The 14277-nt window shown below is 40.3% G+C and carries 11 protein-coding genes; 5 read left to right on the top strand and 6 right to left on the bottom strand.

Annotated features, from left to right (window positions below):
• Positions 1–152: 152 nt before the first annotated feature.
• From AWW73_RS00830 to AWW73_RS00815, 4 genes are all read right to left on the bottom strand, one after another.
• Positions 153–1025 (bottom strand): NAD(P)-dependent oxidoreductase, encoded by an 873-nt coding sequence (locus tag AWW73_RS00830; RefSeq protein ID WP_062848465.1) that lies wholly within the window; start codon positions 1023–1025, stop codon positions 153–155.
• Positions 1025–2401: an MFS transporter gene (locus AWW73_RS00825; RefSeq protein WP_016145337.1), complete on the bottom strand. Its 1377-nt coding sequence runs from the start codon at positions 2399–2401 to the stop codon at positions 1025–1027. Before AWW73_RS00825 ends, AWW73_RS00830 begins: the two co-directional genes overlap by 1 nt.
• Positions 2402–2434: 33 nt before the next feature.
• Positions 2435–3406: a D-erythronate dehydrogenase gene (gene denD, locus AWW73_RS00820; RefSeq protein WP_062848464.1), complete on the bottom strand. Its 972-nt coding sequence runs from the start codon at positions 3404–3406 to the stop codon at positions 2435–2437.
• Between the two features lie 212 nt (positions 3407–3618).
• Positions 3619–4554, bottom strand: coding sequence for a LysR family transcriptional regulator (locus AWW73_RS00815; protein WP_062848463.1), 936 nt, complete (start codon positions 4552–4554; stop codon positions 3619–3621).
• A gap of 111 nt (positions 4555–4665) precedes the next feature.
• Here AWW73_RS00815 and AWW73_RS00810 point away from each other — a divergent pair, with 111 nt between their 5' ends.
• From AWW73_RS00810 to AWW73_RS00800, 3 genes are all read left to right on the top strand, one after another.
• The gene (locus AWW73_RS00810) at positions 4666–5841 is read left to right on the top strand and encodes a fumarylacetoacetate hydrolase family protein (RefSeq protein WP_062848462.1); all 1176 of its coding nucleotides are present in this window, start codon (positions 4666–4668) and stop codon (positions 5839–5841) included.
• 87 nt (positions 5842–5928) lie between these two features.
• Positions 5929–7716 carry an IlvD/Edd family dehydratase gene (locus AWW73_RS00805; RefSeq protein ID WP_062848461.1) on the top strand — a complete coding sequence of 596 codons (1788 nt, stop codon included), beginning with the start codon at positions 5929–5931 and terminating at the stop codon, positions 7714–7716.
• A 16-nt stretch (positions 7717–7732) separates the two neighbouring features.
• The gene (locus AWW73_RS00800) at positions 7733–9310 is read left to right on the top strand and encodes an aldehyde dehydrogenase (NADP(+)) (RefSeq protein ID WP_062848460.1); all 1578 of its coding nucleotides are present in this window, start codon (positions 7733–7735) and stop codon (positions 9308–9310) included.
• An 80-nt stretch (positions 9311–9390) separates the two neighbouring features.
• Here the strand turns inward: AWW73_RS00800 and AWW73_RS00795 are convergent, their stop codons facing one another.
• A complete protein-coding gene (locus AWW73_RS00795; protein WP_062848459.1) occupies positions 9391–10011 on the bottom strand; it encodes a TetR/AcrR family transcriptional regulator in 621 nt (206 codons plus the stop codon).
• Between the two features lie 167 nt (positions 10012–10178).
• Between AWW73_RS00795 and AWW73_RS00790 the strand changes: the two genes are divergently transcribed.
• Both AWW73_RS00790 and AWW73_RS00785 read left to right on the top strand, forming a co-directional pair.
• Positions 10179–11756, top strand: a complete 1578-nt coding sequence (locus tag AWW73_RS00790; protein WP_062848458.1) for an MFS transporter — start codon at positions 10179–10181, stop codon at positions 11754–11756.
• Positions 11753–12838, top strand: a complete 1086-nt coding sequence (locus AWW73_RS00785) for an HlyD family secretion protein (RefSeq protein WP_062848457.1) — start codon at positions 11753–11755, stop codon at positions 12836–12838. Before AWW73_RS00790 ends, AWW73_RS00785 begins: the two co-directional genes overlap by 4 nt.
• 77 nt (positions 12839–12915) lie before the next feature.
• Here AWW73_RS00785 and AWW73_RS00780 read toward each other — a convergent pair whose 3' ends face one another.
• Positions 12916–14259 (bottom strand): MFS transporter, encoded by a 1344-nt coding sequence (locus tag AWW73_RS00780; protein WP_062848456.1) that lies wholly within the window; start codon positions 14257–14259, stop codon positions 12916–12918.
• Positions 14260–14277: the final 18 nt, after the last annotated feature.

Below are 14277 nucleotides of genomic sequence, written 5' to 3'. Positions count from 1 at the left end.
AATTGGGGTTTGTCAGCTTAATTTTAGCCTCCTAATTTGTTGTAAATAAGCAATCGTTATCGAAGTTAAATAGTGCTCTAATTGATAGAGCGATTGATGCAGCAATAGTTCTGCTGCATCAATCAATTACCTATTAAGATATTTAAACATGATTAAACGTGATTCATTCGCTCAAGTTCACGAATTAAACCAGAATGATCCAACTCACCGTCTCCAGCAGCAAGCATATTTTCAAACAATTGACTCACTTGTTGGGCGATAGGCAAATTCAATTCAAGTGATTTAGCATAGCTAACGGCTGTATGAATATCTTTATGCTGGTTTCGAGCAGTGCCACCAGGTTTAAAATCTCGATTTAATATACGCTCGCCATGCTGCTGTAAAATTGGAGAATCGGCAAAGCCTCCTGTGAGTGCTTGTTTTAGCTTAATAGGATCGGCGCCCGCTTTACTGGCAAGCAATAAACCTTCACTTACTGTTGCAATAGTGGTGGCTACAATCATTTGATTTACAAGTTTTGCGAGCATTCCGCAGCCAGTCCCACCCACTAAAATTGGTCGGCCCATTGCACTTAAAATAGTTTCAGCCTGTGAAAACGTTTTAGCGTCACCGCCCACCATAATGGCGAGACTTGCATTTTGGGCACCTTTTTCACCGCCAGAAACAGGAGCATCTAAGTATCTAAGTCCTCTTTCTTTACACTTTTCACTTTGTGTCTTTGCAACTTCAACCGGTATTGAACTCATGACAATAACCGTGCTTTCAGGTTTTAGCTGTGAAATTGCACCGTGTTTTTTAAACAGAATTTCATCACAGGTTTTCCCGTCGCTAAGCATACAAATTAGAAACTCTACATCTTTTCCGACTTGTTCAAGTTCAGAGCAAACTTGGGCACCCGCCTCTTTTAAACTATCTGCTTTAGAGGAAGTTCTATTCCAGACCTTAAGTTGATGACCTGCCTTCAGTAAATTCATAGCCATCGGCATGCCCATAATGCCTGTTCCCACAAATCCGATGGTCGCCATTATTTCATCTCCGTAGCTGTTCGAACTTTAAGTTGCTGTTGTTCTACTTTTAAGCTATTCGATTTTAACTTTGCTAATAGCAATAGTCCTAAGCCGCCCATCGCTACAAAGCCTGCAATGGCAAGGAATGCGACTGTATAGGTGCCTGTGGTCGTATATAAATATCCAGTTAAATATGGGCCAGTAAAACCACTTAAATTACCTACCGAGTTAATTAATCCAATTCCGGCTGCGGCCCCCACTCCCGTTAAAGTTTGCCCAGGAATGGTCCAGAAAATGTTAATTGCGCTAAACACACCAATTGCAAGAAAGATAAAGCCCGCAATAATAGCCCACGGTTGATTTACAAGTAGTGCAATCGCAATTGCTAATGCAGCCATAAGTGCAGCACACGCACCGTGTTTATAACGCTCTTGTTTACGGTCAGAGCGGCGGCTCCATAAAACCATACCAATAGCTGCAAATGCATATGGAATTGCAGTGAGTAAACCATTTTGAATAAGGCTAATTTGCATACCAAATGTATTACGGAATGATTCTAAAACACTTGGTAAGAAGAAGAACATTGCATTTGAACCAGAGGTAATTCCAAAATACACAATTGCCATAATCCACACTAAAGGGTTTTTAAACACTTGTTTAATGAGTTCACCTTTGGTTAAAGCAGCATCGGCAGATTGCTCTTTTTCTCTTTCTTCACGCTCTAGTGTAGTCATTAACCACTGACGCTGTTCAGCCGTTAACCATTCTGCTTCTTTTGGGTTATTGGTTAAATATTTAAGACAAACTAAGCCCAAAATAATGGATGGAATACCTTCTAGCACATACATCAAACGCCAGCCTTCATAGCCAATGCTATTACCCCATTGCATAAGACCTACTGAAATTGGTGCTCCAATAATTTGAGCAATTGGCAATCCAAGATAAAACGTTGCAAAGACACGGGCACGATATTTTGCAGGAAACCATAAGGTTAAATAAAAGATAACACCCGGAAAGAAACCCGCTTCTGCAATACCGAGTAAAAACCGTAAAACAATAAACTGCGTACCGCTATGAATAAAGCCCATCAGTGCAGCAATAATGCCCCAAGTAATCATGATTCGGGCAATCCAGATTCGTGCTCCAAAACGATGAAGCAAAATATTACTTGGAACTTCTGCAATAAAATAACCTAGAAAAAATACACCTGCACCTAGACCAAAAATGGTTTGAGTAATTCCAAGTGCATCATTCATGTGTAGGGCAGCAAAACCAATATTGGTCCTGTCTAGAAATGCCATAATGAAAAGAATAATGAGAAACGGGATAATTCGATTCGAAATACGTTTGATTGTCTGCTCTTCGAGAGCAGTTACATTTTTGATATCTTCCATAATAACTCTCACATCAACTGGCGATCACTGCCATTAATTTTGGGTATCTTCTATATGTGCCTGAATCACGCTTTCAAAATTTTTATCTGCTTGGAAACCTAAAGATTCGGCATATTCAGCTTTCACCTGAACAGGCCAACTTTTAACAATACGTTGAATGGTTTTGTCTTCTTGCCATTGCACTAAATCAGTTGCTTGTTTACCCGCAACTTTTTCTAGTGCCTCAAGCATTTCTTTAACCGTGACTGTTAATCCCGGTAGAGGAATGATTCGGTTGTCTTGAAGTACATCTGAAGAAATTGATGCCGCTTTAATCATTGATTCAACACAACGTCGCGGTGAAGTAACAAAAACTGGAGTATCTGACGGTACTGGGCAAACGGCCGTTTCACCTTTTAACGGTTCACGGATGATTGAGCTAAAAAATGTCGATGCCGCTTTATTGGGTTTGCCTGGACGAACTACAATCGTCGGTAGTCTTAAAATACGGCCATCAATAAAGCCTTTTCTTGAGTAATCTGAAACAAGTAATTCTCCTACTGCTTTTTGCATGCCGTAAGAAGACTTTGGTGTAACCACTGTCTCATCTGTCACAACTTCTGGTAATTGACCACCAAATACAGCACAGCCGCTAGCAAAAATAACTCGAGGCGTGGTTTGTTTCTTTCTTAATTCTTCTAATAAATTTAGGAGTCCATACAAATTAACATCCATACCTAAATCAAAATCAGCCTCTGCTGCTGAACTCACCACAGCGGCCAAATGCCAAACGACATCAATATTTTCTGTAATATGAGCAACTGTAGTTTTATCGGTAATATCACCTACAATCACTTCAATTCTTGGATCTTGTGGCAAATCATCGCCAGCAAATGCATCAAATAGAATAATTTTATCGATGGGTTCAGGTTTATTGTTATCTAAAGTTAAACTGCCAGCTTTTAAGATCTCTTTGGCAATTTGCTTTCCAATAAAACCTGTTCCACCAGTGATTAGCACATTCATATAGAGGTCCTTTCCTAGTTTTTATTCACTTAAAAACTTTTGTAATTGTCGTGAATTAAACGATAAGGAGTCCTTTCAATAATTTCCAATGAATATTTTCTAAATATTGATAACTTTTTAATATCAGTTTTATGTTTATAAATTTACTAAACAAAGCAAGTTGTCTTTTAGTTTTAAAACTTCAAACCGAACCCTGCTTGAGGCTGAATACTTTATTTACGTTTTGCATTTTTAAGTAAGATATTAATAAATGCTGCTGCAATATCAGATACTGGCTCATCTTTGCGCGTCAAAACTCCATAATCCTGCGCATCTAAAATTAGATCTGTTTCTAAAATCTGTAATTGCCCTTCTTTTACCTGATCAATCACCATCGCTTCGGGCAACATTCCCACCATAGGGGCGCCTTTCAAGATCTGCAAAAAGGTCTGCATCGACATGGTATTGACCGTATTTAAAGGAATTTTGACTTTTGCTCTGGCAAATGCACCTTCCATACGTTCTCGAATTGGCGTTCCTTTAGGATAGAGTACCCATGGCCAATTTAGTAATTCTTCTAATGTACAAAACTTTTTCTGGGCACATGGATGAGCATGATTAACTACAATACAAAACGGCTCTGGGCCTAAAGGTTGAAAATCAAAAAACTGACTTTGTGTCACATCGGTAAAACGGCCTATGGCTAAATCTAGAGTATGCTCACTTAACATTTCCATTAAATGGTCACTGGTTTGTTCAACAACATCGATAGAAAGTAAGGGCCATTGTTTCTTAATCTCAATAATGGAGTTTGGAATCACCACTGCGGTTGCGGCAAAGATACCACCTACTTTTAAAAAACCGTGACCGCCCAACCGTAAAATTTCTATGTCTTCGACAAAATGCTTTGCATCATTTAAAACTCGCTGCGCATATCGAATCACGTGCTCGCCCAAAGCTGTTACTGGCATATTTCGAGGCAGTCGCTCAAAGACCTGAAACCCCAGAAGACTCTCAATTTCTTTTAGCATTTTACTCACCGCAGGCTGACTTAAGTTCATCTGCTCGGCGGCCGAATGCATGTTATTGGTTCTTGCTAAAGTTTCAAGAAGAACCAAATGTTTGAATTTCAACCAATTATTTAAGCTTGAGTATGTCAAATCTGCCATTTAAAAAAATCCTTTTCGATAACTTTTCGTTATTAATAATTAAATTATTACGATTGGTGTTTATTAAATAAGAAACATATCATGATTTCAAATAAAAGAAGGATGCTTTAAATGAACTTTACCTTAAATTCCCAGAACTCATTACCAGACGATGCTACTCAAGGATGTTTAATTGGCCGTGCGTGGATTCCAAATCAAATTTCCGGTCCATCTCCGATTCTTTTAAAAGGCGATCAGGTTTTTGATATTTCTGAAAAGTTCCACACGATTTCTCAGTTGCTTGAAAGCACTGATCCTTTAAAAGCTTTATCTGAAATTGAAGGAAAATTAGTTGGATCAATTGATGAGTTATTTGCCAATACAGTCGCTGAGCCAGATACAAACAAGGCATATTTTTTAGCCCCTATCGATTTACAAGTGATTAAAGCGGCTGGTGTTACTTTTGCAGCAAGCATGTTAGAGCGTGTGATTGAAGAACAAGCTGGTGGCGATGCACAAAAAGCTCAATCGATCCGTGAAGTGGTACAAGGGGTAATCGGTGATAATTTAAAAACAATCGAACCCGGCTCGGAAAAAGCCCTTCAACTCAAAGAATATTTAATTGAGCAAAAAATGTGGTCTCAATATCTTGAGGTGGGCATTGGTACCGACGCTGAGATTTTTACTAAAGCACCCGTTTTAGCGGCTGTGGGAACTGGCCAAAATATTGGTATTCACCCGAAATCTGAATGGAATAATCCGGAACCAGAAGTTGTATTGGTTGCAAATAGCCACGGTAAAATTTTAGGCGCAACTTTAGGAAACGATGTGAATCTAAGGGACTTTGAAGGCCGTAGCGCCTTACTGTTGAGTAAAGCCAAAGATAATAACGCATCGTGTGCAATCGGACCGTTTATTCGCCTTTTTGATAATACTTTTACTTTAAATGACATTCGTGCTTGCGATGTTGAACTGAAAATTGAAGGGACAGATAACTTTGTGCTCAATGGTGTGAGTTCCATGTCTCAAATTAGCCGTGACCCAGAAGATTTAATTCAACAAACCCTCAATGAAAATCATCAATATCCAGACGGTTTTGTTCTGTTTTTGGGAACTTTATTTGCGCCTACTCAAGATCGTGAACAAGCTGGGGCTGGCTTTACCCATAAAGTCGGAGATGTCGTCCGTATTCATTCACCTAAACTTGGTACTTTATACAACACGGTTATGACCAGCGACAAAGCAACGCCGTGGAATTTTGGAATAAATGCTTTGATGCGTAATTTAAAGCAACGTGAATTACTGTAATTTTCACGTATTATCGATCGGCTGAATTGTAAGATTCATCTCGTGAATAAACTAAATTTCAAAAAGTATGAGTGAAGGGATCAAAAAATGAATGATCAAAATAAACGGATTTTTTTACGTAGCCAAGAATGGTTTGATGATCCTGAACATGCCGACATGACAGCACTCTATGTTGAGCGTTATATGAATTATGGCCTGACCCGTGCCGAACTACAATCAGGTCGCCCGATTATTGGTATTGCACAAACGGGCAGTGATTTAACTCCATGTAACCGTCATCACAAAGAACTTGCTGAACGGGTTAAAGCAGGTATTCGAGATGCGGGTGGTATTCCCATGGAATTCCCCGTTCACCCGATTGCAGAACAAACCCGTCGCCCTACTGCTGCCTTAGACAGAAATTTAGCTTACTTAGGCTTAGTTGAAATATTACATGGCTATCCGCTTGATGGTGTGGTGCTAACCACAGGTTGTGACAAAACTACACCTGCTTGTTTAATGGCTGCCGCAACAACAGATATACCAGCCATTGTGTTGTCTGGTGGACCAATGCTAGATGGTCATTTTAAAGGTGAGTTAATTGGTTCTGGTACTGTGCTTTGGCATGCCAGAAATTTACTTGCCACCGGTGAAATTGATTATGAAGGGTTCATGGAAATGACCACTTCAGCATCGCCTTCGGTCGGACATTGCAACACTATGGGCACTGCACTTTCTATGAATGCCTTGGCAGAAGCTTTGGGCATGTCTTTACCGACATGTGCAAGTATTCCAGCGCCGTATCGTGAACGTGGGCAAATGGCCTATATGACAGGCAAAAGAATTTGTGAAATGGTTCTAGAAGATTTACGCCCTTCTAAAATCATGAACAAACAATCATTTGAAAATGCCATTGCGGTAGCTTCAGCATTAGGTGCATCAAGTAATTGCCCTCCTCACCTCATTGCAATTGCTCGTCATATGGGGATTGAGCTGAGTTTAGAAGATTGGCAACGCGTTGGGGAAAGCATTCCGCTCATTGTAAACTGTATGCCAGCGGGCAAATATTTGGGTGAAGGTTTCCACCGTGCTGGCGGTGTTCCTGCTGTTTTGCATGAATTACAAAAAGCAGGCGTTTTACATGAAGACTGTGCATCAGTCAGCGGTAAAACAATTGGGGAAATTGCTAAAAATGCAAAAACTTCAAATGCAGATGTCATCTTCCCTTATGAACAACCATTGAAACATGGTGCAGGTTTTATTGTGCTTAGCGGCAATTTCTTTGACAGCGCCATTATGAAAATGTCTGTCGTGGGTGAAGCATTTAAGAAAACCTATTTATCTGACCCAAATAGTGAAAATAGCTTTGAAGCACGTGCGATCGTTTTTGAAGGTCCTGAGGACTATCATGCACGAATTAATGACCCTGCTTTAAACATTGATGAACATTGTATTTTGGTCATCCGTGGTGCTGGTACTGTTGGTTATCCGGGTAGCGCAGAAGTCGTCAATATGGCTCCTCCAGCGGAGTTAATTAAAAAAGGGATTGATTCACTGCCTTGCTTAGGAGATGGCCGCCAAAGTGGTACGTCTGCCAGCCCTTCTATTTTAAATATGTCACCCGAAGCGGCGGTAGGCGGTGGAATTGCTTTATTAAAGACCAATGACCGTTTACGCATTGATCTCAATAAACGCTCCGTTAACGTACTCATTTCTGACGAAGAGTTAGAACAACGCCGCCGTGAATGGAAACCAACTGTCTCTGCCTCTCAAACGCCTTGGCAAGAAATGTATCGCAATATGGTTGGCCAATTATCTACTGGTGGTTGTTTGGAACCTGCAACTTTATATATGCGAGTCGTAAATCAAGACAACCTTCCAAGACACTCTCATTAATTTCAGGATATTTGTTATGACCATTATCGGACACAACTTTATTGGCGGTTCACGTAGTGCACAAAGTACAACTTTATTGAAAAGTGTGAATGCAACAACGGGTGAGGCTTTGCCTTATGAGTTTCACCATGCAACCGAACAGGAAATTAATCAGGCCTGTGGAGTGGCTAGCCAAGTCTTTAAGACTTATCGTCATACATCACCTGAACAGCGTGCTGCCTTTTTAGAAAATATTGCCGATGAGCTTGATGCTTTGGGTGCAGATTTTCTTGAAATCATCTCACAGGAAACCGCTTTGCCACTTGCCCGTTTGCAAGGTGAACGTGGCCGTACCAGTGGACAAATGCGCCTGTTTGCTAAAGTGTTACGTCGTGGTGACTTTTTAGGTGCCCGTATTGATACAGCTTTGCCTGAGCGTCAGCCTTTACCTCGCCCAGACTTGCGCCAGATTAAAATTGGTGTTGGCCCTGTAGCAGTCTTTGGCGCAAGTAACTTCCCTTTAGCCTTTTCAACTGCGGGTGGCGATACTGCTTCGGCACTCGCCGCAGGCTGCTCTGTAGTGGTGAAAGCGCATAGTGGTCACATGGCGACAGCAGACTTTGTAGCTCAGGCAATCGAACGTGCCGTAGAAAAATCAAATATGCCTAAAGGTGTATTTAACATGATCTACGGTAATGGCGTGGGTGAACCACTGGTTAAGCATCCTTTAATACAGGCTGTAGGCTTTACAGGTTCTCTTCGCGGTGGCCGTGCTTTATGTGACATGGCCGCAGCCCGTCCACAACCGATTCCAGTCTTTGCGGAAATGAGCAGTATTAACCCGATGCTGATGTTACCGGAAGCCTTGAAAAACCGTGGTGAAAAAATTGCACAGGACTTAGCCGACTCAGTTGTTTTAGGCTGTGGTCAGTTCTGTACCAATCCAGGTTTAATTTTAGGTATTAAATCAGCTGAATTTAGCCAGCTCATTCGCAACCTAACCGAAATTATGGGCGCTAAGCCTGCACAAACTATGCTGAATGCCGGAACCTTAAAAAGCTATATCGCTGGTCTTGAGCATTTAACCGAGCATCAAGGCATTGAACATTTGGCAGGTCAAGCCCAGCAAGGCAATCAGGCACAGCCACAACTATTTAAAGCTGATGTTGAGCTATTACTCGCAGGTGACCAGCTTTTACAAGAAGAAATCTTTGGTCCAGCAACAGTGGTGATTGAGGTTGAAGATAAAGTCCAACTTGTGCAAGCGCTACAAAGTATGAATGGTCAGCTCACTGCAACTTTAATCGCCGATGAAGCAGACTTAACCGAGTTTGCGGATGTGGTTCCTGTATTAGAAGAAAAAGCCGGTCGATTACTTATAAATGGTTATCCAACGGGTGTTGAGGTGTGCGATGCCATGGTGCACGGTGGGCCATACCCAGCGACTTCTGATGCAAGAGGTACATCAGTTGGAACTTTGGCAATTGACCGTTATTTGCGTCCTGTGTGTTACCAGAACTATCCACAAAGTTTGTTGCCGGAAGCCTTAAAAGACAGCAACCCATTCCAGATTTTAAGACTTGTAAATGGTGAAATGACTAGAGAAGCGATCTAATTAAGAATAAAAAGAGACCACTAGCTGGTCTCTTTTTTAAATTTCTACATTCAGAACTTGGTAGGAAAAAATTTCCTAAATTAACTTGGTTTGTAATTTATATTTTTTAAAAATAAATCAACTGCATACTCAACCCAAGTACTAATTTCATTATCAGAAATTGTATAATTAGGATGTGTTAGACATTTTAGATGCGCATCACTTCGCAATAATGCTAAAAATATATTTGCTGCTATAGCGGCAGAAGAATTCAATTCAATTTCTTTATTTTTTTGAGATTTTTCAAGATAACCCGCAATAATATTTGCAAGCTTTTGTGGCCCTACTTCAAAGAATTTTTCAGATAACTCTGGAAAGCGAACTGCTTCTGCAATACAAACTCTAAAAAATGCCAAGCCTGAATGCGACAATATAAAACACAGATAGGTTTTTCCCATCTCGGTTAAAGCTGACCGTAAATTTTCAGCTTTTGTCTCGACTAAAATAATTTGCTCTTGCATGCTCGTGCATTGTCTTTCAATGACAGCAGCAAACATCACTTCTTTATTTTTATAACAACCATACATGGTTGCTTTTGAAACGCCCGCTTCCTTTTGAATCATGTCTGTTGTTGTGCCACTAAAACCATGGGTCAGAAAAAATTTGGTAGCTGCATCCAGAATTTTTTGATTTTTTTCATTAGTTTTAGTTGAACCTGACATATTGACCTTATAAAAATTTTAGCGATTTCGTCCTAAGTGTAACTCATCGAAAAGTTCAAAATCGAGAATTGACGGGAATTTAATTAAAGAGTAGAGTACCGATCGGTACAGTTGAGTTCAATATCTGCCTTCTGCACTAAATTCATGTTTAAGATTTAAGGTAAAAGATGAATATAAAGCCACTCATCGGTTTGGCAGGCGCAATATTTGCTGCAATGACTGTTGAATTTAACAACCGAATTACCAGTATTACCTTAGTCGACATACGCGGCGCGATGGGAATTAGTGTTGACGCCGGTTATTGGGTCAACAGTATTTATGCCAGCACCATGATTATTGGCATGATCCTGTCCACGAGTTGGGCCGTTATTTTTTCTATGCGAAGAGTTCTGCTTTTTGCGATAGGACTTTGCCTTGTTTCTAGCGTTTTGATTCCATTTAGTCCCAATATCGAAATATTTTATTTATTACGTGGCTTACAAGGTCTCGCCAATGGTTTAACCATTCCTTTGCTCATGGCCTGTGCACTTAGATTTTTAGGACCTGATATCCGGCTATGGGGTCTCGCTTGCTATGCATTAACCGCAACATTCTTTCCGAACTTAAGTGCTGCACTCGCTGCTTTTTATTTAGATGTGATTGGCTGGAAAATGATATTTTTCCAAACCATTCCTTTTTGTGCGCTAAGTGCTGCTCTGGTGTATTTTGGGATTCCACAAGACCAATTAAATTATTCAAGAATAAAAACTTACGATTGGATGGGTGCCGTTTTAGCGATTATTAGCTTAGCGAGCCTGAGTACAATGTTGTTGCATGGCAATCATTTAGACTGGTTCCATTCTCAATTAATTTGTGTCTTGGCTTTAATCACTGCCGTTACTTTACCTTGGTTTTTTATACATGAATGGCGTTATCCAACCCCATTAATTAAACCGCAAATGCTCGAAATTCGAAATTTTGCGTATGCAATTTTTGCTTTATTTTGCTTTGTCATTATTGGTATGTCTACCAGCACATTACCACTGAATTATCTCAGTACTGTGCATGGCTATAAACCGACCCAGACCATGTGGATTGGCTTACAAATTGCGGCATTGCAATTTATCTATATTCCTATTGTTGTGAAGCTTTTAAATCAGGCTTGGATGGATAGCCGATATGTGCATGGGTTTGGTTTACTTCTAGTCATTGCGGGCTGCCTAGGTGCAAGCCAACTTGATACCACATGGAATCAAGATCAGTTTTATTTTTGGCATGCAATCTCATGTTTGGGGCAAACCTGTGTCGTGCTCTCGCTCTTAATGATGGGAACAAACAGTGTTCACCCAACTATGGCAATTTATGCATCACCGATGATTAACACCCCGCGTGCCATTAGCGGTGTACTGGGTGTTTGTATTTTGGATTGGATAAACCGAGTACGCGGTGAATACCATTCAACACGGCTGATTGAAAATACTGCCCAACATGTTTTCCAAAATATTCAAGGCCCTGTTATTAATCCGCTTACTCCCCCTGTGCTTAACGCAAATGGTGCAGATCGTATTTCAGGTGGTTTATCTGCCCTAAATTCTGCGATTCAAGCGCAACAATCTGTTTTAGTTATTAGCGATCAATATCTCATCTTAGCTGGCCTTACCGCTATTTTGTTCATTGTGATGTTGATTTTGCCAGTTCGAACTTATCCGCCACGTATTGCTCTCATTAAGTTAATGAATAGTCATAACTCAGGAAAATCTTTATGAGTACTCTCGAAGCCCAAGACACCACCCATACCGAACCACCCAAGTTAACCAAGGTGCAATTTCTCAAAAAGCATTGGGTTATGGCTATGGCGTTCATTATTGTCTTAGCATCTATTTTGTGGGTTTTAAAACTTATATTTTTGCCATCTTCGATTATTGAAACAGACGATGCGCGTGTGGATGTAGAGTATTCAACCATTGCCCCTAAAGTATCTGGCAATATTGAAGAAATTTATATTAAAGATCATCAGACCGTAAAAAAAGGCCAACTTTTAGCAAGAATTGATGCACGTGATTATCAAGCTGCTTTGGCTGAGGCTGAATCTAATTATGCAAAAGCACAAGCTGATGTGAGTGAAGCAATGCTCGCAGTGGATAGACAACCCACTGTTATTCGAGAAACTGAAGCACAGCTGAGAAAAGTAGAAGCTGGAATCAAACTCACAAAAGACAATACGGCGCGTTATGAGCAACTACAGGCACTTGGAGCTGAGTCTAGATTAATTACACAGCAATCTAAGACTACTTTGACTGAACAATATGCTGACTTAGACAGCAGTAAAGAAAAAGTGATTGATGCACAGTATCAGCTCAACCAATACAAGATTCAGGTACAAGCCAAACAAGCAGTCCTTAAACAAGCCCAAGCAGCGCTTGATAAAGCAAAACTGAATTTGAGCTATACAGAGGTTCGTGCACCTATTGATGGCATGATTGGTCAAAAGTCAGCTAACGTAGGTAACTTTGTGAGTGCTGGTAATCCACTCATGGTGGTTGTTCCTTTAGATCAGGTTTATGTAGAAGCCAACTTCCGTGAAATTGAGTTAAAAAAGATCAAGATCGGACAACCTGTTAATGTCTATGTAGATGCTTATAACGTTGAATTAAAAGGTGTGGTAGACAGCTTTTCTCCTTCTACTGGCGCATTTTTCTCTCCAATATCAGCGACCAATGCAACTGGTAATTTTACTAAAATCGTTCAGCGCCTTCCTTTACGAATCAAGCTCATTGAAAATCAAAAAGACGTTAAATTATTACGTCCAGGTTTATCGGTTTTAGTATCGATAGATACGAATAAATAGATAGTCTGATTTTAAAATATGAGAGAAAAAAGAGACCATTTACGGTCTCTTTTTTAATTATGGAGTTATAAGACTGTTCAGCTTAGGTTAGTTAAAACTTGGTGGTGTTCTTTTTTGAGGTGTTTAATGAGTAACAACGAAACCGCTGCACAAAATGCAGGTATCGCTAAAATGCTTAGAATTTCAAAACTGGAGAGATTTAATGACATTAACCAACCACCCATAATTGATCCAACAATCGACCCTGAGCGCCCTACTGCATTGGCCCAACTTACCCCTGTTGCACGGCAATGTGTTGGATAAAAACTAGATGCAAAAGCATTTGCTCCTACTTGCGAACCACTAATTCCTGCACCTACCCCAAACATAGCAAACATCAATAAAACCGTATTTGCCTGTTCAATTCCAAATCCTAAACAAATCAGGAAAAAACCACCAAAAACATAAGCCGTACTTAAAATTTTGGTTGCATCCATCTTATCCATCAGTAGGCCTAGGACAATGGCACCAATAGTTCCCCCTATTTGGAAAATTGAAGTCAGCCATGATGCGTTGGATAAATTAAAGCCCTCATTGGTCAATAAAGTAGGCATCCAACTTGAAATCATATAAATAATGAGAAGGCTCATAAAAAAGGTAAACCAAATCAAAAAAGTGCCTAGAGCAAAGCCTTTACTAAACAAATCTTTCAAACTTGATTTTTCGACTTCATTGACTGTTGGCACCAAGGTCGGCGTGCTATTTAAATGCGGTGCGATACGGTGAATAATCTTTTCAATTTTCTCGGTGCCCTTCTTTTTAAGTACTAAGAAACGAATAGATTCAGGTAATAAGAAATATAAAAAAGGTACGGTCGCTAACGGCAACACTCCCCCAATGAGCAAAATACCATGCCAACCTATATGAGGAAGTAACTGAGCAGACAGGATACCCCCAAGAGCAGATCCAATGGTAAAACCACAAAACATCATCGTCACTAAATTAGAACGGCGAGATGTAGGCGCATATTCAGAGGTTAAAGTAATTGCATTGGGTAAAGCCCCGCCTAAGCCCAAACCAGTGAGAAATCGCCAAATAATCAGGGTTTGTAAATCTGCTGAAAAAGAGGCAAAAACACTGGCAATTCCAAACATAATGACCGAACCAATCAAAATCGGTTTACGGCCTAATTTATCGGATAACGGTCCAAAAATGAGTGCACCAGCCATCAGTCCAAACAAGCCAGCACCAAATAAAGGTGCCAAATCGGTTGCTTGCAACCCCCATTCTGCCTTTAAAGCAGGTGCAATAAACCCAACTGCCGCGGTATCAAAACCATCAATCGCAACAATCAAAAAACATAGCCACATAATTAATTTTTGCAAAGACGATAGCGGTATTTCATCAATGAAACTTTGTACGTCTATAGAATTTTGAGACATGATAGCTCCTTTCGCCAA

The sequence above is a fragment of the Acinetobacter lactucae genome (assembly GCF_001605885.1).
Lineage (GTDB): Bacteria > Pseudomonadota > Gammaproteobacteria > Pseudomonadales > Moraxellaceae > Acinetobacter > Acinetobacter lactucae.
This window is presented reverse-complemented; position numbering and strand designations above follow the sequence as displayed.